The organism is Ruegeria sp. CDSC051 (genome assembly GCF_059610665.1).
This window is the reverse complement of the sequence record NZ_JBXWOC010000003.1, coordinates 50,564-71,194: the sequence shown is the minus strand read 5'-3', so window position 1 is coordinate 71,194 and position 20,631 is coordinate 50,564. Positions and strand designations below refer to the sequence as shown.

The window sequence follows — 20,631 nt, the reverse complement described above, 5'->3', positions numbered from 1 at the left end:
CGAAAGGGGCAAATTGTCAAGTTCGCCAAATGAAATGGGCATTCGCCGTCATTTGCGGGTAGGTTGCTTTGGGTGCAAAGCAGTCGATTGATGCGGTATCAAAACCCCATTTTTTGGTTCGCTTCGTGAATTGTACAGCGTGTCGGACTAAATTAACTTCCATCGCATCTATTCTGCAGCAGCGCTTCTGCAATAACACGATGCTCGGATGGGGACCTCTGCCCTAGCCAGCGCTTGGTCAAGCAACTCCGCGACGTGGCGCCGCTCAACCTCTTCTCCGCGGGCCTCGAGGCACTCGTGCAGCCCGTGGAGCGACCAGACGTTGCGCGGGTGTTGAACCGGGCGTGGCAGGGTATCATCTAGACCCAGATCTGCGCGGTAGATCGGCTCGGCCTCGGCGAACCGGCCCTGATCCATCAGCAGGGCAGCCAACGCATGCCGCGGTGGTTGCATCCAGCCCCAGGGTTCATCGTAGACCAGCCCGTCAGACGCAGCGATGGCCGCCTCCAGACGTAGAAGGCCGTTCTCAACCTCGCCTGATTTGTATAGCAACTCGCCTTCGGCCATAGCCGCCGCAATTTTCAAGACGTCGCGGGCTTCGTTGTTGAACATGAAGCGATCCTCGCCGACCTTATCCTGTGCAGCACGGAATTCCGCAAATGCCGCGCGGGCCTCGTCGATGCGCCCCAGGTTGGCCAGGGCGACGGTGCGCCCGTAAAGGGTCAGCGCGGTAGTGAAGCAAAAGAGCGCCTGATCTTCAGGAAGCGTCTCATCCAACAGCGCCTGCCACATGCCGAACCGCACCAACACGTGAATACGCATACCCCAGAAGGCTTCAAACAATACGGGAAGGTACGCGACCGTTTCGCGCGGCAGGACTTCCTGCAGCCGCGTTGCAGCGGCAAGCGCCTGCGACTTTCGCCCCATGAACATCGCGCCGTAGGCCTCAAAGTGGATGTTATGCAAACGGTAGACAGTATAGAAATTCTGGGCTCCCGCGTAGGCTTCATATGCTTCGTCAACTTCCGCGGCCCGGTGATTTCGCCAAATGACATTCTGGTAGTCACCACACAGCACGTCGATGTGCGTCCCCATATGCACCAGATGCCCGGAATCCGGCACAAGATCCAGCAGGCGATCCCCATGCGACAGGGCCAGCTCGGGCCAGGGCGACATCTCCATTAGGTGGATATAGAGGTGCAACAACCCCGGATGGTCCCAAGCACCAGCGTTGTTTGAGAATGCGGTTTCGAGAACGTTTCGCGCCTCTTCTGTCGATGCGCCGTCTGAAGGTTGATTTTTCTCAATGTCCCAAAGCCCCCAGGGGGTGCGATTCATGAGCGCCTCAGCAAACACTGTCGCCACCTCAAGGTCGTTCGGGTGGGCCGCGTAGATCGGGCGCATCGCATCAGCGAATGCGTCGTTCCACGGACCGAAATCCTCGACTTCCGGGTCGGTCGGATACCGCGCCGTGAGCGCCTCGATCATCGCCGCGGCGACTGTGTTGATGCCTGCTTGCGCCTTGGCCGTCGACAGGGCTTCGTGCGCTTCTTTCAGGACCGAGATCCGCTCCTCAAGCTCGAAAAAATCCCACTCTTTGTTGTAGTTTGGACCAATCGCAAAGGCCAACCCCCAATAGGCCCACGCACAGGCGCGATCCGCTGCAATCGCCTTGCGAAAACAATCCGCCGCCTCTTCGTGGTTGAAGCCAAAGGTCCAGTTCAGACCGCGGTCGAACCACGTTTGCGCTTCATTTGATGCGGATGCGCCGGGCCGTGAATAGGTCCCAAGGTCGAAATAGCTCATGCGTCCCCCCCCAAGCATTTGAAAATGAACATCTTATTCAAAACCGTCAAATTTCGAACGATCGCGTTCGACGTCCTTCTGAACGGTCTAGCGGCGTGCAGGCCACTTCATCTCCAATCAATGGAGATGAGCAGAGATTACATTTCTCGGTCCCATTTTCCAACACCCAGCCGGAATTGACATGCGCGAAGTTGGCTTTTGATGACCCAAAATGGTGATTTCGAGTGATCGGCCCAGAAAACCCAATTCTCCGATATAGGCGTAGATAGATAAAGGCCGCTTTGGACTCTCTGCTGACGACTCATAGCCAATAGATGACGAGAGCTACGAGGGCGATTGCTGAGAGGAAGACCTTCGGGCACCTGTCGTAACGGGTTGCCACACGGCGCCAATCCTTGAGCCTGCCAAACATGATCTCGATCCGGTTGCGGCGTTTGTATCGGCGCTTGTCGTACTTCACCGTTGTCTTGCGCTGCTTCCGACCGGGGATACAAGCGCGTATCCCTTTGTCTTGCAACGCTTTTCGGTGCCAATCGGCATCGTACCCGCGATCTCCGAGTAGCCAATCGACATTCGGTATGCCGCTGAACAGAGCCCGAGCACCGATGTAGTCGCTGACCTGTCCTGCGGTTATGAACAGGTTCAGCGGGCGTCCCTGACTGTCGCAGATGGCGTGCAGTTTGGTGTTCAAGCCGCCCTTGGTTCGGCCAATCAGGCGTCCACGCCCCCCTTTTTGACGCCCATGCTGGTCGCTGTCCGATGAGCCTTCAGATAGGTCGCGTCGATCATTACAGTCTTCTGTTCGCCGTGCTCGGCGGCCAGACCGGCCATCATTCGCGCGAAGATGCCCTTGTCGCTCCACCGTTTCCATCGATTGTACAGCGTCTTGTGCGGTCCATAGGCGGCAGGGGCATCCCACCACCGCAAACCTCCGATTGATGAAGATAATCCCGCTCAACACACGCCTGTCATCGACGCGCGGCTTGCCGTGGGGCTTCGGGAAAAACGGCTCCAGACGCGCCATTTGCGCATCCGTAAGTCAGAAGAGATCAGACATGTTCACCGCTCGTTTTTGAACCGTGAATCACGCCGCAAAACGGAAATCAATGGGTCCAGACCCTAACAATCAACTTGGACCAGTCAGATGAGGCTGTTCAATGTCTGCTTCCAATTCGGCAATACGAAACCGTCGTTTTCTATGATCGTAGTTAGGGAACTCACTTATGCTCCGTATTTTTTAACGCGGATTACATCGAGGGGAAACGCTTCGCTGCACAGGCGACCAAACCTATGCAGCGGCCCATTCAGCTCGCTGAGGCAAGTGATTTCTTGGGATCGTAAAACGGGATCGGCACGACAGTGCACATACGCATTTCGCTCAACTTATCTACCTGTAGGACCCCGCCTGATGCTGCGTAGTCGATGCTGATCATCGCAAGTGAGATGTTCTTTTCCAGTCTTGGGGAATAGATCGCAGACGTGACCGCGCCGACCTGCACGCCACCCTTGATAATGGGCCAAAAGAAATCATTGGATCCGATAAAAGGATCACCGTCAATTTCCAGACCGACTAGCTGTTGCGACACGCCCTGTTCCTTGATCTTGGTTAAGGCCGCCTTGCTGACAAAATCAGCCTCCGTGTCCAGATCGACAAGACGCCCCATACCCAGCTCATAGGGGTTGTTCGCAAGGTTCATATCCGCGTGATACGACAACATGCCCGCCTCGATCCGGCGAATGCTCGATGTATGGCCGGGCTTGAGACCCAAAGGAGTGCCAACGACCATCAGATGTTCCCAAAGCCGGTCACCTTGTGATCCGTCGCGCAGGAAAATCTCGTAACCAAGCTCGCTTGACCATCCGGTGCGTGAAATAATCAAAGGCACGCCGTCCCAGTCAAATTCCATGAACCGGTAGTATTTGAGCTCGGTCGGGGCATCGCCAAAGGCTGCGCGCAGAACGTCGCGGGATTTGGGGCCTTGCAGCTGCAACGGTGACACGTCGGGTTCGGAAATCTCCACATCCATGCCGGAATTCACCGCAATACCGCGCGCCCAGAGAAGGACGTCACTGTCCGCAATAGACAGCCAAAAATGATCCTCGGCCAGTTTCAGAAGAATCGGATCGTTGATGATCCCGCCGCTCTGGTCGGTAATCAGTACGTATTTACATTGTCCGACCTCACATTTCGAAAGATCACGGCAGCTGAGGAATTGGGTGAACTTTGCCGCGTCCGGTCCTTTGATCTCGACCTGACGCTCGACAGAGACGTCACACAGGATCGCCTCATTGACCAGATTCCAGAAATTCTGCCTCGGATCGCCAAAATCGCGGGGGATGTACATGTGGTTGTAGACGGAAAATCCTTTGGCCCCCCACCGCAAGGCTGCGTCGGAGTAAGGGGATTTTCGGACCTGTGTTCCGAAGCTGAACTGGGCAAAGCTAAGTTCATGGGACATGACGTGTATCCAGTTAATTGTGTGGGAGGTCAGCTATTTGCGCGGACCAAATCTCGGAGTTCGTTTTTGCGGATTTTTCCGGTAATGGTCTTGGGCAGCTCACCAAAGATCACCTTCTTTGGCCGCTGGTATCCCGCAAGACGGGCTTTGGCGTGCGCCAGAAGCTCATCCTCGGTGGCCTCGCCGGAAAGCTCCACAAAGGCACAAGGCACTTCGCCCCATTTCTCATTCGGCATCGCCACGACGGCACAGAGGCTGACGGCAGGATGCGAATAAAGCGCCTTTTCCACCTCGATGGACGAAATGTTTTCGCCGCCCGAGATGATGATGTCCTTGGACCGGTCGCGGATCTCGATATAGCCATCGGGATGCTGCACCGCGATGTCACCCGACCAGAACCAGCCATCCTTGAAGGCTTTGGCGGTTTCCTCGGGCGCTTTCAGATAGCCCTTCATGACGATGTTGCCGCGAAAGACAATTTCGCCCAGCGTTTCACCATCCCATGGCACGGGCGCACATGTGTCGGGGTTCAGGACCAGCACGTCTTCCTGCAATTCATACGCGACGCCTTGGCGGGCTTTCAGGCTTGCCTGTTCTTCCGCTGGCAGTGCTGCCCAATCGGGTTTTTCCGCGCAAACCACCGCGGGGCCATAGACCTCAGTCAGGCCATAGACATGGGTGATCGAGATGCCCATCGCCTCCATTCCTGCAATCACACTGGCCGGAGGTGGGGCGGCGGCGGTCATCATATTGATGTATTGCGGGAAGTCGCGTTTTTCCTCTGCGCCCGAGATCATCGACATGATGATCGGCGCTCCGCAAAGATGGGTGACGCCATGATCGGCGAAGGCGTTATAAATCGCGTCGGCCCTTGGCGCACGTAGGAACACATGCGTCCCGGCCAGCATGGTGATTGTTCAGGGAAAGCACCAGCCATTGCAGTGGAACAGCGGCAGCGTCCACAGGTAAACCGGATGATGCCGCATTTCCCATGTGACGACATTGTTGACCGCGTTGGTCCAGGCGCCACGATGGGAATAGACAACACCCTTGGGCCGTCCTGTGGTGCCTGACGTATAGTTCAGAGCAAGTGCGTCCCACTCATCCTCCGGCAAGGAATAGGCAAAATCCGGGTCGCCTTCCGCCAGCAGCGCATCATAGGTCAACGTGCCGATTTTCTCGCCGCCCGGGCCTTCACTATCCTCGATATCGATGACCAACAGGTCACGGCCCGATTGGGCGACGGCCTCAGTGGCCAGATCGGAAAATTCGGTATCGACCAACAAAACCCTGGCGTCGCCGTGATCCAGAATATAAGCGATCGTGCCCGCGTCCAGCCGCGTGTTGTTCGCGTTCAGAACCGCGCCCAGCATGGGCACAGCCAGCGCGCATTCCAGCGCCTCGGGGATATTCGGCGCAATCAGGGCGACGGTATCGCCCTTGCCGATATCGCGTTTGGCCAGGGCAGAGGCCAGCCGTTTGCAACGTTCCGCGACCTCGCCCCAGTTGCGCCGGATGTGGCCATGGATTTGCGCCGGAAGCTCTGGATGCACGCGCTCGACGCGTTTGAGGATCGAAACCGGTGACAGGGCGGTGTGGTTCGCTGCATTACGGGCAAGCTCCGGGCCCTCGTAGATCATTCCCCGGTCCATTTAGGCATCGGTTCTTTGCGGGTGAAGGCCCCGATACCGGCCTCGGCATCTTTGGCCATCATGTTTTCCGCCATCGTGCGACCGGCAAAGGCGTAGGCCTCTTCCAGCGGCATTTCGAGCTGTTCGTAATAGGCACGCTTGCCGATCTTGACGGCGGACGGCGATTTGTAGGCAATGATCCTAGCCATTTCTGTGGATGCCGCTTCCAGTTCCGCCAAGGGCACCACGCGGTTGACCAACCCCATTTCGGCGACGCGGGCTGCGGGCAAGAATTCCCCCAAAAGCAACATTTCCATCGCCAGCTTGCGCGGCACATTGCGCGAAAGCGCGACCATCGGGGTTGAGCAGAATAGCCCGATATTCACGCCCGATGTTGCGAAAGTTGCGTTGTCGGCGGCCACCGCCAGATCACAGGACGCAACAAGCTGACACCCCGCCGCTGTGGCAATCCCTTTGACCTCGGCGATTACAGGTTGCGGCAAGCGCACCACCCGAAGCATCATCGCCGAACACGTCGCAAACAGGTCTTGGAAATACTGAAACCCACCGTCGGCATCCGCCCGGCGCGCCGACATTTCTTTGAGGTTATGACCCGCGCAAAAGTGATTGCCGCCGGTACGCAAGATCACTGCTTTGACACTGCGATCTTCTGCGATTTCGTCAAATGTGTCAGACAGAGCGCGTAGCATCGCCTCTGACAACGCATTAATCGACTTGGGCGCGTTCAGAGTCAGAACGGTAACGCCATCGATGTCAGCCCTCAGGATCAAATCATCGTTTTGCATTTCGCCCTCATAGGCCATTGAGTGGAACTTTCAGCATAGGTGCGCCGCTTTCGTCGCACGGGATTTCGCCGGCCCGCATATTCACTTGCAGGGACGGTATGATCAGTTTGGGCATCGCCAGCTGCGCGTCACGCTCCGTCCGGAACTTGATGAAATCTTCGCGCGATTTGCCAGCACCCACATGGATGTTGTCGGCACGTTGCTGGCCAATTGTGGTCTCCCACGCGATGGCGCGCCCACCGGGGCCATAGTCGTGGCAGATGAACAGGCGCATCTCGTCCGGCAGGCTCAGCACGGTTTGGATAGAATCGTAAAGCTGCCCTGCATCACCACCCGGAAAGTCTGCGCGGGCTGAGCCGCTGTCAGGCATAAAGAGCGTGTCACCGGCAAAGGCGGCGTCGCCAATCACATGCACCATGCAGGCTGGTGTGTGGCCCGGCGTGGCAATCACAAAGGCTGTCATTTCGCCAATGGTGTAGGTGTCACCATCCTCGAACAAAGCATCAAACTGCGACCCGTCGCGTTGAAATTCCGTGCCTTCGTTGAAGATTTTGCCGAAGGTGTCCTGAATTTCGATGATGCCTGCACCAACGCCCATTTTGCCACCCAGCCTATCCTGAATTTAGGGTGCAGCAGACAGGTGATCGGCATGGACATGGGTTTCAATGATCCATTCCACCGACAAGCCTTGTGACTGGATGGCGTCGATCAAAGCGATCGGCACTGTCGTAAGTGATCCGCCCGGCGGCGTAATCCATATCCAGAACGCTGTCGATTATTGCACAGGCGTTAGATGCGGGGTCTTTCACGACATAAGAAATCGTGTTGCAGGCAGGATCAAAGAACCCTTCGACACTAGGCTTTGCTGCCATATTGAGATTTGGGAAATTTGTTGAAGGTTCCATGATTTATTCCAGCGCGCCCCCGGCCTTTTTCCAGGCGCCAACGCCTCCGGTCAGGTTCACAACGGGCGACAGTCCCATATCCATGGCCACCACCGCCGCCATGGCAGAACGCCCACCCGATGCGCAATAGAACACGTAAGTCTTATCTTGACTGAACTCCGGCTTGTGCGCAGGACTTTCCGGGTCGATGTGGAATTCCATCATGCCGCGCGACGATGCGACAGCACCCTCAATGACGCCGGTTTTGGCCTATTCCGTACCATCGCGCTGATCGACAAAAACGTGATCGAGCGAGCCTACCAAGGCCAATGCCTCTTCGGCACTGATCGCAGGCACCGCTTTCGTGGCCACCTTTACGATGTCTTTCGCGCTTTTGGTGATTGTCTGAGCCATGTTTGGTTTCCTTTTTCGATTGGTTTTTGAGCCAGTCCAATAGTGCGTCGAGCGGCCAATTTATGGCACCGCTACAGCCGTATGCGCAGGCAGATGTCACATGAGTTTCTGTGCCGCTCTCAGTCAAATTGCGAGATCAAGACGGGGCTTCCAGAACGGGCGGAACAGCTCGATCTTGGGGCAGCGGTTCATCACCACCTTCAGCCCCGCTTCTTCGGCAAGCGCGGCCGCGCGGTCATCATAAACGCCGATTTGGCCCCAAAGCACCTTGGCGCCGATTGCAATGGCTTTCTCGGTGATCGCGTAAAGTTCCTCTTTCGGGCGGAAGACCTCGACCATATCCACGGGCCGGTCGATCTCTTCCAGCGAATGAACGACAGGTATGCCGCGAATTTCGATCAGCTTTGGGTTTGGATTGACAGGGATCATGTCATAGCCCGTTTCGTGCAGCACACGCAGCACGCCATAGCTGAACTTGGTCTTGTCGCCACTGGCCCCCACCATCGCAATGGTTTTGACCGAACGCAGGATGTCCGCCAGATATTCGGGCGCGTAATCATACAGGTGATCGATGTCAGCTTCGGGCATTTAAGCCTCCTTAGGGGTCGCGATATCCGCCTTCAGCTCATGCGGCTCCAGCGGATCAAGGAAGGGGTTGCGATAAAGTTTGTCGTGGCTTTCGACGCCGATTTCCAATATGCAATCGCTCACCGCGCGGGCCACACACAGCAGAACATAGCCATTGTTGATCTGGCGATTGTTCAACGCCACTTGCCTGCGCTGATCCACTTCGCCAGCTGTCAGTTTGGCCGCACAGGTGATGCAGCCGCCGTATTTGCAGCCATAGGGCAGATCGACTCCCTGTTCGCGTAAAGCGTCCAGCAACGGACGGCGGGCGTCGACCTGATAGGTCGCATCATCGCGGTTGGCGATTGTGATTGTGCGGGTTTCGCTCACAGCCAGATGTCGCTTGTACAATCGCCACCGGGATAGCGGGTTTCATGGCAGCGGCTTGGTCCGTTTGGCTCTTTGCCAAAATCAACAACGAAATCTTCGTTGATTTTCATACCGCCGTTTTCGACATCACAGTCGATCATCAGCATGACACCGCCCTGGGTGCGAATTTCCGGATAGAACTGGTTGTCCCAGGTCGAGAACAGCGAGGTCGTGACATAAAGCCGTTTGCCATCAAGCGAGAGCTGATACATTTGCGGCCCGCCTGCCACTTTGACGCCATTGACCTCGGGCGCTTTGCCCAAAAGCCCGCCCATCCAAACCTGCCCGGTCAAAACAGGATTATGCGGGTCAGAGATGTCGTACTGGCGCATATCGCCGTGCAACCAGTTATTGAGGTAAAGGTATTTGTCGTCCATCGATACAAGGATGGCCGACATCACACCGGGCACGGGAATAGGCCATTCGGGATGCGGTTCATTCTCCACATCAATGATCTTTTCCCATTCCCATTTCCCAGCTTCGGACTTCCAGAAATGGATGACATTGGCGCTAAGCGCGGCACCGCAGAACCCATGTGTACTGTCAGGATCATGCAGAAACTTTACCTCCAGCGGGATCAGGCCGTCTTCGCCGAGATACATCGTCCCGACCGGCACCTTTTTCTCAAAATCCCAGATGTGCAGGCGGCGACCGTATTTCAGGTGGCCCACTTCTTCCAAATCAAACCCTGGCATGAATGTATTGGGTGCGGCCCATTCGGAACTGACCATCACGTTATGGCGCGGCTGGTACCAGAAGTCATAACCAAACGGGATATCGCCCATTGAGTTTTCCCAACGACCAACGATCTCGAATTCTTTGTTGAGGTGCAGATAACCACCGGGCGCTTCGCCCTGTTCGTCACCTAAGAAGGAAATGATGATCTCAGAGCCCAAACAATGCACGGTGTGTGGGCCGCTCAGATTGGTTTTTGACTTGATCTCGGCCCCGTCAATCACCTTATGAAGGCGCGGAGCAAACGGGTCCGTCGCGGTGTCGATCACATGGATATTGTTGGACCGCACGCCTGGCACCAGCAGGTATTTACGGCTCATGCCCGCGTCGTCGTGGCAGGAAGAACAGGCATTCCAGCCCATGTGATGCAATTCATCCCCGATGCCGGGCATCTCTAAGCGATGGATGACTTGTGAATAGGTCGGGCTTTCCGGGTCGGCGTCCACGGTGGCTAGGTAGTCCGGCTTTTGAATGCCGGTGCCGGTGTAGATGGCAATTGTGTACAAGAGTTTTTCACGCGGCGCTTTGATCGCCTCGGCAGGGCTTGCATACCCCGGGCCACAACATGCTCCGTCCATCTTCACATTCCTCCCTTGCGATCATTTGAAGATTCTCGTAAATCGATAAAAAGATTCTCGCAAGGTAAAAATATGCATCTGGAACGCCTGACATTCATCCTCGAAGTTGTTGGACAAAAGGGCGAGGCTACAGTGGCCGAGATTTGCGCTCATTCTGACCTGCCTAAGCCGTCTGCCTACCGGTTGGTGCAGGACCTCGTCGGTGTGGGTCTACTGGAACCTGTTGCCCGTGGTACATTCACAATCGGCTCCCGCCTGAAGCGGATCACGAAAAGTGACCACTCTGACCGTGCACTGCTAGAGGTGATTGCGCCTGCGCTAAAGCAAGCCGCTAAACAATATGGCACCGCATTTTTCCTGTCCCGTCTGCGCGGAAAATCCGTGGAAATTATTCACGTTGAAACACCTGACACTGGGGTCTCCTATCTCCATCCCGGTTTGGGGAAACGACCCTTGCATGCCTGTTCCTGCTCTAAGGCCGTTGCTGCATTCTCACCCGACTTGTTTTTGACCAGCGAAATGGAAGGCCGGCTGCGCGCCTACACCGAATTCACCCTGACAAACGTGCAGGACTTGGAAGCCGAGTTTGACACCATTCGCAATCGCGGCTTCGCAGAATGCGTGGAAGAGATTGAGCGCGGCATGTGTTCGGTGGCAGCTCCCCTTGCGCCAAGCGGGCCAGGTTCCACGATGTCCATCGGTGCAACCGGATCGGTACGGGTCTTTACGCCAGCGTTCCGCGAAAAACTTGGTCCCCAGATCTCCCTTATTGCGCGTGAAATGTCTGCAAATTTGGGTTGGGACGCGGCGCAGGATGCCAAAATATCAGGCTAACTTTTAGGTGGTCTTCGAATGTGGGCCTCTTCTGAATCTGATCTGAACTGACCTCCGCTCCACACAAACAAAAAAAGCAACGCCGGACGTTCGAACGTCTCGCAGCATCAGTCAGTAAGGGCTCAGAGCCGACCTCAGATGCGGCGCGGCATCTGCCAGTTTCGCAGAACTAGCATCGTGGCAGAACGGCCCATAAGAGACATTCTACACCCGAGCGGATTACTGAAATACAGCGTTGCATACCGGCGTTTGCTGCCCGTGCATACCCATTCGCAGCAAAATCTACACTATCCGGGATTGACCGGTATTGGTCACGACAGCGGTCGTTCTAACATTTTGGCTGCAGACAAGCTGTCAGGCGGTACAAAAATCTCGCAGTATCGAATTAAAGAGCCCCGGCTTCTCTAAATGCGTCGCGTGAGCACATCCAGGTATCACCGCGAGGTTGGCGTCGGGAATTGATTGCCACAATTGTTCGGTTTGGCTCCATGGATAGGTCCGATCCCGGTCACCCCAAATCACCAACGTACGGGTCATGATATCCGCCAAATGTTTGGCGCCGCTCCAACTTTCCATTGCGTCGAGCCCAATTAGCATGGTTTGCAGGCTGCATTGTTCTGCAATCATAGCACAGTCCTCATAGGCCGCAGCTTTTCCCCGATCAAGAAACCAGGTTGCCGCAATACGTCTGGCTGTGGCTCTTGGTCCTTCTGTATTGGCCCGATGCTTTGAGGTGTCGATTGTCTCAAACCGGCCGGGTAAAATGCCGATTGTTCCGGTTCCGTACAGCACCAACTGGTCGATGCGGTCGGGTGCACGGGCAACCATTTCCTGAACGATCATCCCGCCCATTGAATGGCCGATCAGGATAAACCGCTCAATCCCACGCGCGCTTAATTCTCTCAGCGCCCACTCGGCAAAGCCCGCAATACTGGCGGGGGCCTCGAGATGTGCGTTTTCACCAAATCCCGGTAGATCCAGGGCCACGACATTGAAACCGGCCAGAGCATCGACTTGCCCCAACCAATGCCGACTGCCGCCCAAAAATCCATGGACGAATACGACAGGTGTCATTTGCGCCCACCCTGTACAATGCGATCAAGGATCATGGCGCAGAAAAGGATCGCAAACCCGGCGAGGATGCCTTGGCCCACATTGGCATATTGCAACGCTTCCAGCACGTCCTCACCCAGCCCCTTGGCGCCAATCAGCGAGGCCACGACGACCATCGCCAGCGACAACATAATCGTCTGGTTGATCCCCGCGCGGATCGATGGGCTTGCTAATGGAAGATCTACCTTAGTGAGCAAGTACCACTTATTGGCACCGAAACTAATAGCTGCTTCGCGCACGCTTTCTGGTACACCACGCAGACCAAGAACGGTCAATCGTACCACCGGTGTGCCGCCAAAAATCATCGTGACCACAACCGCCGCTGGCTTTCCAACGCCGAAGAACGCAATCACAGGCACCATGAACACGAAGGCTGGCATGGTTTGCATGAAATCCATGATCGGCTGGATAAACGCATAGAACCGTGGGCGACGGGCAGCAAACATGCCGAGCGGAATTCCGATAACAATCGACAGACACGCCGCTGTCCCCAACAAGGCCAGCGTCGTCATGGCACCTTCCCAGAAACCCAGCAGACCCATATAGGCCAGAAATGCGCCCGAATAGATCGCCGTGCTGATGCCCGCTGTCAGCCAGGTCAGCAGAATAATCAAGCTCGCAATCACGATCCATGGCGTCTGAACCAGTATGACCTCTAGCGCATCCAACAGAGTGCGGATGCCGAATGTCAGCCCATCAAAGAAGGTCTCGCTGTTGCGTACGCACCAGGCGATGAAATCTTCTACCCAAGTGATACTGGTCAGGCGGATGTTTGGGTCTGTCGGAAAATGGCTAAGCAGTGAAAAGCGCCCTGGGAAGCTGTAATGCAACATTGCCGCGGCGACGATTAACGCCATGAAGATTGCGCTGAACACGATCTGCGACACCGGCATGGCCGAACGGATCGAACGATCCGATAGCCACTCCGAGAAACGCGCCTCAAGCGCCCAGTTCGCCACCTGTGACTGTATGAATTTGATGATGATCAGTATGATCAGGCCGGTTAGAATGATGTAAGGACCTTCAGCTGCCATCGCCTCGGCCTCGGCACGGATACCCCCTATGTTTTCTTCAAGCGAGTCCACCGTTCGCTGATAGACATCGATCTTGTCCGAATTGTTTTCGATAGCCGCCGCCAATTGCTGACGGCGCAGTTCAAGCGTCCCTTCAATCGATGCAATACGCTCCATTGCCTCGGCTGCCAGATCGCCGAACAACCCTCGCGCAATCTGCACAAAGGCTATTGTTTCGAGGATCAGAAATGGTAACGCCCATGACCACAGACCTCGCGCACCGAACCAGACCGGACCAAACAATCCGGCCATCAGATTGAAAGTTGGTGTAAAGCGGGACGATGCACCAATCTTGTCGAAATTACGGATGTAGTAGTCAGGGCTGGTGCGCACAAATGTGCGAATGTTTTCACGCCGCTCTTCGGCATAGGCAAGGGCCGCTTCGCTTTCGGTATCTTCCAGCGGGTTCACATCAGAAATGCTCATGACACTTCGGTCCCTTCGATCACGGTGCGCAACAGATCGGCACGGGTTATGACGCCAACATCCACGCCGCCGTCCTCCACAAGGATTGCGCTACTGTTGTCGATCGCCAGATTGATCAGCGTGCTCAGATTTTCGTCTTCATTCACGCGCGGGGCATCCGACGGTAGCGGTCCATGGGCCGCAATATGTTCTGGAATTGGCCGCATGACCGCATGGGCGCGCACCACTTTGAGGCGCGAAATACCTGCAACGAAATCAGCCACATAATCATCAGCGGGGTTCATTACGATGTCTTCGGCTGTCCCGATCTGCACCACCTTGCCGTCCCGCATGATGGCGATCCGATTGCCGATGCGGACGGCTTCATCAAGGTCATGGGTAATGAAGATTGTAGTCTTCTTGAGAATCTTGCTCAGCCGGATGAATTCATCCTGCAATTGTCGCCGGATCAGCGGATCAAGGGCCGAAAACGGTTCATCCATCAAAAGCACGTCGGGGTTGGCGGCCAAAGCGCGGGCTAGGCCCACACGTTGTTGCATGCCACCGGACAGCTCGTGTGCGAACTTTGACCCCCAGGCGCCCAGTTCGACAATATCGAGAATAGCAGCAGCCTGACGCATGCGTTCATTCTTGCTGACCTGTCGGATTTCCAGTGGCATTGCCACGTTATCCAACACCGACCGATGCGGCATCAGCGCAAAGTTCTGAAACACCATACCGATTTTGTTGTTGCGAAACTGCTGAAGCTCTTTTGGCCCCAAGGCCATGACATCAGTGCCTTCGATTTCGATCTTACCAGCTGTCGGCTCCAGCAGTCGGTTGAAATGGCGAACCAGGGTGGATTTACCGCTGCCTGACAGACCCATGATGCAAAAAATCTCACCCCGGTTTACCGACAGGCTGACATCAGCGACGCCGACAACACAGTTGTATTCGGCCAGCACTTGGGACTTGTCCAACCCGCGGTCGCGGATCGCCTGCAGCGCCACCTCGGGTCTGCCTCCGAAAATTTTCCAGACATTCGAAATTTCGATAACGGTGTCGTCGCTCATAGGTCCTCCAGAGATCTGCTTTTGGGTGGCGCCAGCAGATGCCGCCACCCTGTTTCTGGAAGTGGGATCAGAGACCCAGCCAAGCGTCGACGCGATCCGGGTTCGCATCGACCCATTCGCGGGCAACCTCTGCCGGATCGCGACCTTTGCCGCTGATCTCATAGGCGAAACCGCTGACATCATCTGCAGTCAATGCGAAATTCGCGAAGAAATCAGCAATCGCAGGTGAGCGGTCTGGCAACGTATTGGACCATGCGATCTGGACGTTCTTCAGGGCGTCTTTGGTGGCAACACTGGATTTGCTATACCAATCCGGATCGTCCGATGGCTGCACCATCACGTATTTTGCCGGGTCGAACGTCGGCTCGCTCAGCATTTGAACGTCGAACATGTACCAGACCGCGTGTGGCTTATAGCAATAGAAGGCATAGCCCTCGCCTTTGGCGATGCTGTCTTTGATGCGCGCGGTCTTCACGCTTTCTTCTGCACGCACGGGCTCGATGAAATCAAGCAGACCGTAGTCGCGCGTTTTAACCTCATTCACATTGGCCGAGGCCCAGCCCGGGGCGCCAATCCACATCTCACCCTTGCCATTGCCGTCGCTATCCATCAGGGCAGCGACGTCAGGGCGGCCCAGATCAGCTATGTCGGTGATATTGTTGGCCTCACCAAAGGCCTTGCTGACGCAAAAACCCTGATTGCCTTCGTAGGGGTTCGAGGACAATGTTACCGTACCGGCCTCGTCGACATATTTCTTGGTAAAGCTCTCCTGATTGGGCAGCCACACATCTGGATGCACGTCGATGTCACCTTTGCCCTGATCCATGGCTTGAAAGATGGTTGCATTGTTACCGGGCACATATTCAACCGTCCCGCCGATGCGCGTTTCAACAACGGCACCCAGAAGATGAGCGATTGCCTGCGCCCCGGTCCAAGACGGCACACCGATTTTAACCTCTTCCGCCGCGAATGCGGGCATCGCATAGATACCTACCGCCGCTGCCATACCAAATGCCTTTAGCTTGTTTCTCATGATAGTCTCCTCTGTTGAATTGCGCCGTATTTTGGCGTCGTTTTTTTTAGTCAATCTCATTCACATCACTCGGCGGTGTCGTACAAAGTCGTCTCGGGCTGCGACTTCGGACGGAAGGGGAAAAGGGGGACAAACCGCCAGGCCCTAGCTTAAAGTCTAGAGCATGAGGTTTTCTGAGGGCCAATTCGAACATTTCATCAAACTATTCCCGAAATGCATAGTTTTGAGTATGCTCGACCAATGCTTCCTTGGAAATGCAGGTACACACATTGGATTTGAACTGGCTGCGCGACTTTGAATGCCTCGCCCGGACACTGAACTTCACCCGAGCCTCCGATGAACGTAACATCACACAATCCGCATTCAGTCGTAGAATCAAAGCGTTGGAGAGCTGGGTCGGGCTGCCTCTGGTCAATCGCGCCACCTATCCTGTTCAATTGACAGAAGCAGGTCAACAATTCTTGCCGGTCGCGCTGGCGGCGATCTCACAACTGTCAGAATCCCGTCAATCGCTGCGGGATGCCGATCGTGGGGATAGCCGTTTCATCCGGTTTTCGGTCCTCCACACGATCGCGGTTAATTTTTTGGCAAGTCGCATCGAAGAGTTGCAGATGCAAATTCCCGATCTGCGCACTCGTGTACTGTCCGATTCCCTAAGCACCTGCTGTGACCTGTTGGTCGAGGGCGCAGTGGACATTCTCTTGTGCTACAACCACCACTCGGTTTCACCGATGATTGATGAAACCGCATTTGAGCGAAAAGACCTTTTAAAGGATCGTCTGGTACCAGTGGCTACAGCTGATTCAGCGCGTGCCATGTGTTGGAGTCTCGCAGAGCAGGATGGCCCACCCATCCCCTATCTAGCATATGATCGTTCTTCGTTTTTAGGCATGGTTGTAGAAAATACCATAGACCGCAAACCCCTGAACGCCGAGACGATTTATGTTGATAGTCTGGTTGAGACAATCAAGAGACGCCTGATTACCGGAAGCGGCTTTGCCTGGATGCCCGAAACTGCGATTTCGCCAGAGCTGGACGCGGGATTGCTGGTGCCAATCGGCGATGACGCGTGGTGTGCCACCTTGACGATTTCCGCATTTGCCAATCCGGCGACCTTTGATCAGACAGCGCAACAGCTTTGGGACCAATTATGAACAAAGGTATCTGTTGACTTACAGATTGCCTCCGAACGCTGTGGCGCACTTATTCAATCGCCTAAACTTGCCCTGCGTGGGAAAATTCGACAATCGCCTGGACAAGCAGGTCAATCGTATCAATGGCATTGACCTCGGCCGCAACACTATCAGCGATGAGCGAGAATTCTGAGCAAGCCACAAGCTGCAGGTCGGCCCCTGCGGCAACAAGTTCTTTCGAGGCAACTCTTAGTGTTTCGCGCGCCTCTTCGCACGGACCGTCCGTCTTAATTTTCCGGATCGCTGCAAGCATCTTTTCATCACCTGCGGGCCAAACCACCGACAGCCCGCGCCTGTGCAACGCAGTCTCGAATAGATAAGTACGTTGTACGGCTGGCGAGGCAAGCATTCCGATACATCCCCCTGACCCAAGCGCCCGAGCTGCATATTCAGCTGCCAGTTCGATCAAGTTCAGCATGGGGATGTCCACGGAATCCGTAATCGCCTTGGCATAGTGATGGGCGGTGTTGCACGGCATCGCCAGCGCTAAGGCTCCAGCATCTTCAAGCCGTCGCGCCATAGCGGCAAGCGTCGGCCCCGGATCCTCGCCGACGCACTCGAGCAGATGACGAACCCGCGATGGCACCTGCGGGTTCATGTCGATCAACAAAGGTATGTGGTCTTGGTCATCAGTTGCGGGTACTGCCGCCACCAGCTTGCGCTGGAGGAGGATAGTCGCTTCGGGGCCCATACCGCCAAGAATTCCAACCGGGCACAGTGTCATGGTTCAGACAGTCACCCAGCGGTTTTGATGATCAAAGGCAAAATCATACCCCCCAAGGGCTGCGGCACCCCCAGTGTGCAGGAACACAATCCGTTGGCCGTTGAACTCACCCTTGCGGGCAAGATCAATCAGACCGGCTGCGCCCTTGGCTGAATAGCACGGATCGAGAAGGATGCCTTCGAGCTCTGCAAACATCTGGATCGCCTCTATGCCACTTGTCGTTGGCAGGCCATAGCCCTCGCCGACATAGTCAGTATTGGCCTTCACGTCTTCGCGCTTGACCACACCTGCGCAGCCCAGTTTTTCAGCGGTTTTGCAGGCGAGGTCAAAAACCATCTGTTCTTGCTTGGGCTGAGGCGCCCTTGTGCCGATGCCCAGCACGGGCACCTGCGCATTCATGGCACACATGCCAGTCACCAACCCGGCCTGCGTTCCTGAAGAACCGGTTGCATGCACCAATCTGTCAATTTGCAAACCACTGTTATTTGCTTGTGCCAACAGTTCAAAGGCCGCGTTAACATAGCCAAGTGCGCCGGTCGGGTTCGATCCGCCGCCAGGAATGACATAGACATTGTGCCCTTCCGCGCGCTTCTTTTCGGCTGCTTTTTCCATCTCACCCGGCATGTCGTGGCCGCCGGGAAACTTCTCGGTAGTTGCGCCATGCAAATGGTCTAGAAGGACGTTACCGTTCGTATTGTAGTTTCCATTTTGGTAACCGGTGCGATCCTCCAAAAGGATGTGACAAGCAAGCCCCAGCTTGGCGGCAAATGCAGCCGTCTGCCGACCGTGATTGGTTTGCGTGGCCCCTTGGGTCATCACCATGTCGGCACCCTGCGCTTCGGCCTCAGCCATTAGAAATTCAAGCTTGCGGGTCTTGTTGCCGCCGGTCGACATACCGGTGCAATCATCGCGTTTGATCCATATTTCGACCCCCAGCTCTTTTGACAATCGAGTCATGTGTTCAAGCGGTGTTGGAAGATGGGCAAGATGCAGGCGGGGAAAACGGGCAAGGTGCATGTCATGGTTCCTAATATTTGCTTTTGTCAAGTTACTACGCGCTGAGGCGCATTCATAATTCGAACTTCGGTACATAAATTGCAGGAATTGCATGTTGTCACGAACTGCACTATCGATCCGCCATGCGTCTTGAGTGGATCGATGATATATTAGCCGTGCTTGATAGCGGCTCTCTCGCCCGCGCCGCTGAAAAGCGATTGCTGACGCAATCTGCGTTTACTCGGCGGGTGCGGCTTATCGAAGACAACATCGGCGCAACGCTGTTTGATCGCCGCCGCAAGCCAGTCTCTTTGATGCCAGGCGTGCGGGAACTGGAATTTGAATTACGTGAACTCAGCACCCGGCTGCAGAGGCTTCGACACACCTTAAAGACAGCGAGTGATCAGACAGGCAAATCGCTGTCTTTTGTTTGCCAACACGCGCTTACCACGACAATTTCACCCGAAATTGTTCGCGTTTTAACTGAAGCTGGCGAAATCTCGGTTCGTGTTCGTTCAGGAAATCAAGACGAGTGCCTGATGCATCTGATTTCAAAAGAAGTTGATTTTGCCATCATGTACGCGGTGCCTGATGACAGTATTCAAGAACCCGTTAACGCGTTTGAAACCAAAACACTCGGGATGGATACTTTGATTCCAGTCTGTGCGCCTACTGTGCGCACGCAAGCGACGGAAGACGTAATTCCTACAATCAGCTACCCGCCCGAAGTCTTTCTCGGGCAGGTCTATTCCAGAATGATTGCGCCGCGATTACCTGAAGGTAAAACCGCAGTACCCAGGGCTGAAACCGCACTTACGTTGGCCATACTACAATACGCCTTGAATGAAATCGGCATCGCGTGGTTGCCCCGCTCTCTAGTGGCGACCCACCTTTCTGAGGGCGCGCTTGTGTGTATTGACGACGTGCTGCCCACACAGCTTCTGGCAATCAGGGTAGTCCGCTTGGCAGAATCTCAGCCAGATCACGCAGAGCAAATATGGAAACAACTTGAAGACATTTTAAGTTTCTAGTTTTCCCGCTGCACTCTCTATCCCAAATGGCAAGCCGCCCCTAATCAGAAGGGCATGATTTTCCCTTACACACCCTTCGCCAGACCGAAAAAAAACAAAGCCCACACGCAAAACGCTTCGTTATCGCAAAAAACTGCTACATCCTAAGCACCTGATCCTGGCAGCAGTCGTCTCTCGAACGTGCCCAGCTGCCAAAGAAGCGATACAAGCGAGTGGCCACTTTGACTGTTGTGGTTTTTGAAATTCGAATACGCGGCGAACGTCTGCTTCCCGCCCATTTTTTAGAAAAACAACGTGTTCTGGCGCAAAGAGTTACGGCGCAGCCCACACCGTCGCACTTGTCTTGGGGCCAGCGGGATTTGGACTAGCCAAACGCCCCTGGCCATCAGGGGAAAGACGCTGCCTTCCCCCTCGGGCAACCCTATTAGACAGAACCGTGTCCTCGGCTGTGCCTGCGGGCCGCGCCACCCCCGTCGAAAAGCATTGCCTCGCACCTTCCCGCGTTCGCCACGTGGCAGATTAGCAGGAACAGGCAGCTTCGCTGTCAGACCTACAAATCAGCTCTGATTTTCCAAGAGGAGGGATCAGATCAAACCAAACTGTCTGCGGGAGTATGAAATGGGGGCGGCGTGCTAGTTGATGACGCAAAGGTCAAATTCAACTGATGTCCAACGTTGGGGGCGCCTTCTGATGTCGAACATTCACTGCTTTTGTGGTCCAACTATGACAGTTGGGTCAGGTTCGTGTGACGTTCAACAGGAAACCAGTGGCGGACCGAGGAGGATTCGAACCCCCGACCCCTTGATTCGTAGTCAAGTACTCTATCCAGCTGAGCTATCGGTCCGCG

Annotated in this window: 18 protein-coding genes, 1 tRNA gene and 2 pseudogenes; 3 read left to right on the top strand and 18 right to left on the bottom strand. The window is 55.3% G+C overall.

All coding sequences use genetic code 11. The features are described 5' to 3' along the window. Positions 1–168 precede the first annotated feature (168 nt). The 11 genes and pseudogenes from AC2FH0_RS08590 to AC2FH0_RS08540 form a co-directional block, all read right to left on the bottom strand. Positions 169–1,806 (bottom strand): hypothetical protein, encoded by a 1,638-nt coding sequence (locus AC2FH0_RS08590; protein WP_496703433.1) that lies wholly within the window; start codon positions 1,804–1,806, stop codon positions 169–171. A gap of 301 nt (positions 1,807–2,107) precedes the next feature. Then, positions 2,108–2,830: an IS5 family transposase gene (locus tag AC2FH0_RS08585; RefSeq protein WP_496789073.1), complete on the bottom strand. Its 723-nt coding sequence runs from the start codon at positions 2,828–2,830 to the stop codon at positions 2,108–2,110. Positions 2,831–3,110: 280 nt separating this feature from the next. Beyond that, complete coding sequence (locus AC2FH0_RS08580; RefSeq protein ID WP_496789072.1) at positions 3,111–4,265, bottom strand: glycine cleavage T C-terminal barrel domain-containing protein; 1,155 nt, start codon at positions 4,263–4,265, stop codon at positions 3,111–3,113. Positions 4,266–4,294: 29 nt separating this feature from the next. After that, positions 4,295–5,905, bottom strand: a pseudogene (locus AC2FH0_RS08575) (AMP-binding protein). Next, positions 5,902–6,702 (bottom strand): enoyl-CoA hydratase, encoded by an 801-nt coding sequence (locus AC2FH0_RS08570; RefSeq protein WP_496789071.1) that lies wholly within the window; start codon positions 6,700–6,702, stop codon positions 5,902–5,904. The pseudogene AC2FH0_RS08575 and the gene AC2FH0_RS08570 overlap by 4 nt, the downstream one beginning before the upstream one ends. A 7-nt stretch (positions 6,703–6,709) precedes the next feature. Continuing rightward, positions 6,710–7,607, bottom strand: a pseudogene (locus tag AC2FH0_RS08565) (MBL fold metallo-hydrolase). Positions 7,608–7,610: 3 nt separating this feature from the next. Further along, positions 7,611–7,811, bottom strand: coding sequence for a rhodanese-like domain-containing protein (locus AC2FH0_RS08560; protein ID WP_334223334.1), 201 nt, complete (start codon positions 7,809–7,811; stop codon positions 7,611–7,613). Positions 7,812–7,856: 45 nt separating this feature from the next. Continuing rightward, positions 7,857–8,000 carry a hypothetical protein gene (locus tag AC2FH0_RS08555; protein ID WP_334223335.1) on the bottom strand — a complete coding sequence of 48 codons (144 nt, stop codon included), beginning with the start codon at positions 7,998–8,000 and terminating at the stop codon, positions 7,857–7,859. Positions 8,001–8,123: 123 nt separating this feature from the next. Continuing rightward, positions 8,124–8,588, bottom strand: a complete 465-nt coding sequence (locus AC2FH0_RS08550) for a CoA-binding protein (protein ID WP_142640390.1) — start codon at positions 8,586–8,588, stop codon at positions 8,124–8,126. Beyond that, positions 8,589–8,957: a 2Fe-2S iron-sulfur cluster-binding protein gene (locus AC2FH0_RS08545; RefSeq protein WP_142640391.1), complete on the bottom strand. Its 369-nt coding sequence runs from the start codon at positions 8,955–8,957 to the stop codon at positions 8,589–8,591. Beyond that, complete coding sequence (locus tag AC2FH0_RS08540; RefSeq protein WP_496789070.1) at positions 8,954–10,309, bottom strand: selenium-binding family protein; 1,356 nt, start codon at positions 10,307–10,309, stop codon at positions 8,954–8,956. The genes AC2FH0_RS08545 and AC2FH0_RS08540 overlap by 4 nt, the downstream gene beginning before the upstream one ends. 72 nt (positions 10,310–10,381) lie before the next feature. Between AC2FH0_RS08540 and AC2FH0_RS08535 the strand changes: the two genes are divergently transcribed. After that, positions 10,382–11,143 carry an IclR family transcriptional regulator gene (locus AC2FH0_RS08535; protein ID WP_496703447.1) on the top strand — a complete coding sequence of 254 codons (762 nt, stop codon included), beginning with the start codon at positions 10,382–10,384 and terminating at the stop codon, positions 11,141–11,143. Positions 11,144–11,497: 354 nt separating this feature from the next. On the opposite strand, the gene AC2FH0_RS08530 is transcribed toward AC2FH0_RS08535, so the two are convergent. The 4 genes from AC2FH0_RS08530 to AC2FH0_RS08515 all read right to left on the bottom strand — a co-directional run bounded on the left by AC2FH0_RS08530 (position 11,498) and on the right by AC2FH0_RS08515 (position 15,840). Next, on the bottom strand, positions 11,498–12,217 hold the full coding sequence (locus AC2FH0_RS08530; RefSeq protein ID WP_496703449.1) for an alpha/beta fold hydrolase: 720 nt from the start codon (positions 12,215–12,217) through the stop codon (positions 11,498–11,500). Next, entirely contained in the window at positions 12,214–13,755 is a 1,542-nt protein-coding gene (locus tag AC2FH0_RS08525; RefSeq protein ID WP_142639703.1) for an ABC transporter permease, read from the bottom strand. The genes AC2FH0_RS08530 and AC2FH0_RS08525 overlap by 4 nt, the downstream gene beginning before the upstream one ends. Next, positions 13,752–14,807 (bottom strand): quaternary amine ABC transporter ATP-binding protein, encoded by a 1,056-nt coding sequence (locus tag AC2FH0_RS08520; RefSeq protein WP_142639705.1) that lies wholly within the window; start codon positions 14,805–14,807, stop codon positions 13,752–13,754. Before AC2FH0_RS08520 ends, AC2FH0_RS08525 begins: the two co-directional genes overlap by 4 nt. A gap of 67 nt (positions 14,808–14,874) precedes the next feature. Then, positions 14,875–15,840, bottom strand: coding sequence for an ABC transporter substrate-binding protein (locus AC2FH0_RS08515; protein ID WP_496708983.1), 966 nt, complete (start codon positions 15,838–15,840; stop codon positions 14,875–14,877). Positions 15,841–16,094: 254 nt separating this feature from the next. On the opposite strand from AC2FH0_RS08515, the gene AC2FH0_RS08510 reads away from it, so the two are divergent. Continuing rightward, positions 16,095–16,994 carry a LysR family transcriptional regulator gene (locus tag AC2FH0_RS08510; protein ID WP_496709004.1) on the top strand — a complete coding sequence of 300 codons (900 nt, stop codon included), beginning with the start codon at positions 16,095–16,097 and terminating at the stop codon, positions 16,992–16,994. A 61-nt stretch (positions 16,995–17,055) separates the two neighbouring features. On the opposite strand, the gene cuyB is transcribed toward AC2FH0_RS08510, so the two are convergent. Both cuyB and cuyA read right to left on the bottom strand, forming a co-directional pair. After that, complete coding sequence (cuyB, locus tag AC2FH0_RS08505) at positions 17,056–17,757, bottom strand: cysteate racemase (protein ID WP_496691939.1); 702 nt, start codon at positions 17,755–17,757, stop codon at positions 17,056–17,058. 3 nt (positions 17,758–17,760) lie between these two features. After that, a complete protein-coding gene (gene cuyA / locus AC2FH0_RS08500; protein WP_496708984.1) occupies positions 17,761–18,774 on the bottom strand; it encodes a D-cysteate sulfo-lyase in 1,014 nt (337 codons plus the stop codon). Positions 18,775–18,896: 122 nt separating this feature from the next. Here cuyA and AC2FH0_RS08495 point away from each other — a divergent pair, with 122 nt between their 5' ends. Beyond that, positions 18,897–19,784 (top strand): LysR family transcriptional regulator, encoded by an 888-nt coding sequence (locus tag AC2FH0_RS08495; RefSeq protein ID WP_496789069.1) that lies wholly within the window; start codon positions 18,897–18,899, stop codon positions 19,782–19,784. Positions 19,785–20,551: 767 nt separating this feature from the next. Here the strand turns inward: AC2FH0_RS08495 and AC2FH0_RS08490 are convergent. After that, positions 20,552–20,628: transfer RNA gene (locus tag AC2FH0_RS08490), tRNA-Arg, on the bottom strand. Positions 20,629–20,631: the final 3 nt, after the last annotated feature.

Bases quoted from the DNA above. Each gene is read 5' to 3' on its own strand.
- AC2FH0_RS08570 (WP_496789071.1), bottom strand. From the start codon at position 6,702: ATGCAAAACGATGATTTGATCCTGAGGGCTGACATCGATGGCGTTACC.
- AC2FH0_RS08560 (WP_334223334.1), bottom strand. From the start codon at position 7,811: ATGATGGAATTCCACATCGACCCGGAAAGTCCTGCGCACAAGCCGGAG.
- AC2FH0_RS08555 (WP_334223335.1), bottom strand. From the start codon at position 8,000: ATGGCTCAGACAATCACCAAAAGCGCGAAAGACATCGTAAAGGTGGCC.
- cuyB (WP_496691939.1), bottom strand. From the start codon at position 17,757: ATGACACTGTGCCCGGTTGGAATTCTTGGCGGTATGGGCCCCGAAGCG.
- AC2FH0_RS08495 (WP_496789069.1), top strand. From the start codon at position 18,897: ATGCGTCTTGAGTGGATCGATGATATATTAGCCGTGCTTGATAGCGGC.
- AC2FH0_RS08510 (WP_496709004.1), top strand. From the start codon at position 16,095: ATGCAGGTACACACATTGGATTTGAACTGGCTGCGCGACTTTGAATGC.
- AC2FH0_RS08535 (WP_496703447.1), top strand. From the start codon at position 10,382: ATGCATCTGGAACGCCTGACATTCATCCTCGAAGTTGTTGGACAAAAG.
- cuyA (WP_496708984.1), bottom strand. From the start codon at position 18,774: ATGCACCTTGCCCGTTTTCCCCGCCTGCATCTTGCCCATCTTCCAACA.
- AC2FH0_RS08550 (WP_142640390.1), bottom strand. From the start codon at position 8,588: ATGCCCGAAGCTGACATCGATCACCTGTATGATTACGCGCCCGAATAT.
- AC2FH0_RS08580 (WP_496789072.1), bottom strand. From the start codon at position 4,265: ATGTCCCATGAACTTAGCTTTGCCCAGTTCAGCTTCGGAACACAGGTC.
- AC2FH0_RS08540 (WP_496789070.1), bottom strand. From the start codon at position 10,309: ATGGACGGAGCATGTTGTGGCCCGGGGTATGCAAGCCCTGCCGAGGCG.
- AC2FH0_RS08585 (WP_496789073.1), bottom strand. From the start codon at position 2,830: ATGGCGCGTCTGGAGCCGTTTTTCCCGAAGCCCCACGGCAAGCCGCGC.
- AC2FH0_RS08525 (WP_142639703.1), bottom strand. From the start codon at position 13,755: ATGAGCATTTCTGATGTGAACCCGCTGGAAGATACCGAAAGCGAAGCG.
- AC2FH0_RS08520 (WP_142639705.1), bottom strand. From the start codon at position 14,807: ATGAGCGACGACACCGTTATCGAAATTTCGAATGTCTGGAAAATTTTC.
- AC2FH0_RS08590 (WP_496703433.1), bottom strand. From the start codon at position 1,806: ATGAGCTATTTCGACCTTGGGACCTATTCACGGCCCGGCGCATCCGCA.
- AC2FH0_RS08515 (WP_496708983.1), bottom strand. From the start codon at position 15,840: ATGAGAAACAAGCTAAAGGCATTTGGTATGGCAGCGGCGGTAGGTATC.
- AC2FH0_RS08530 (WP_496703449.1), bottom strand. From the start codon at position 12,217: ATGACACCTGTCGTATTCGTCCATGGATTTTTGGGCGGCAGTCGGCAT.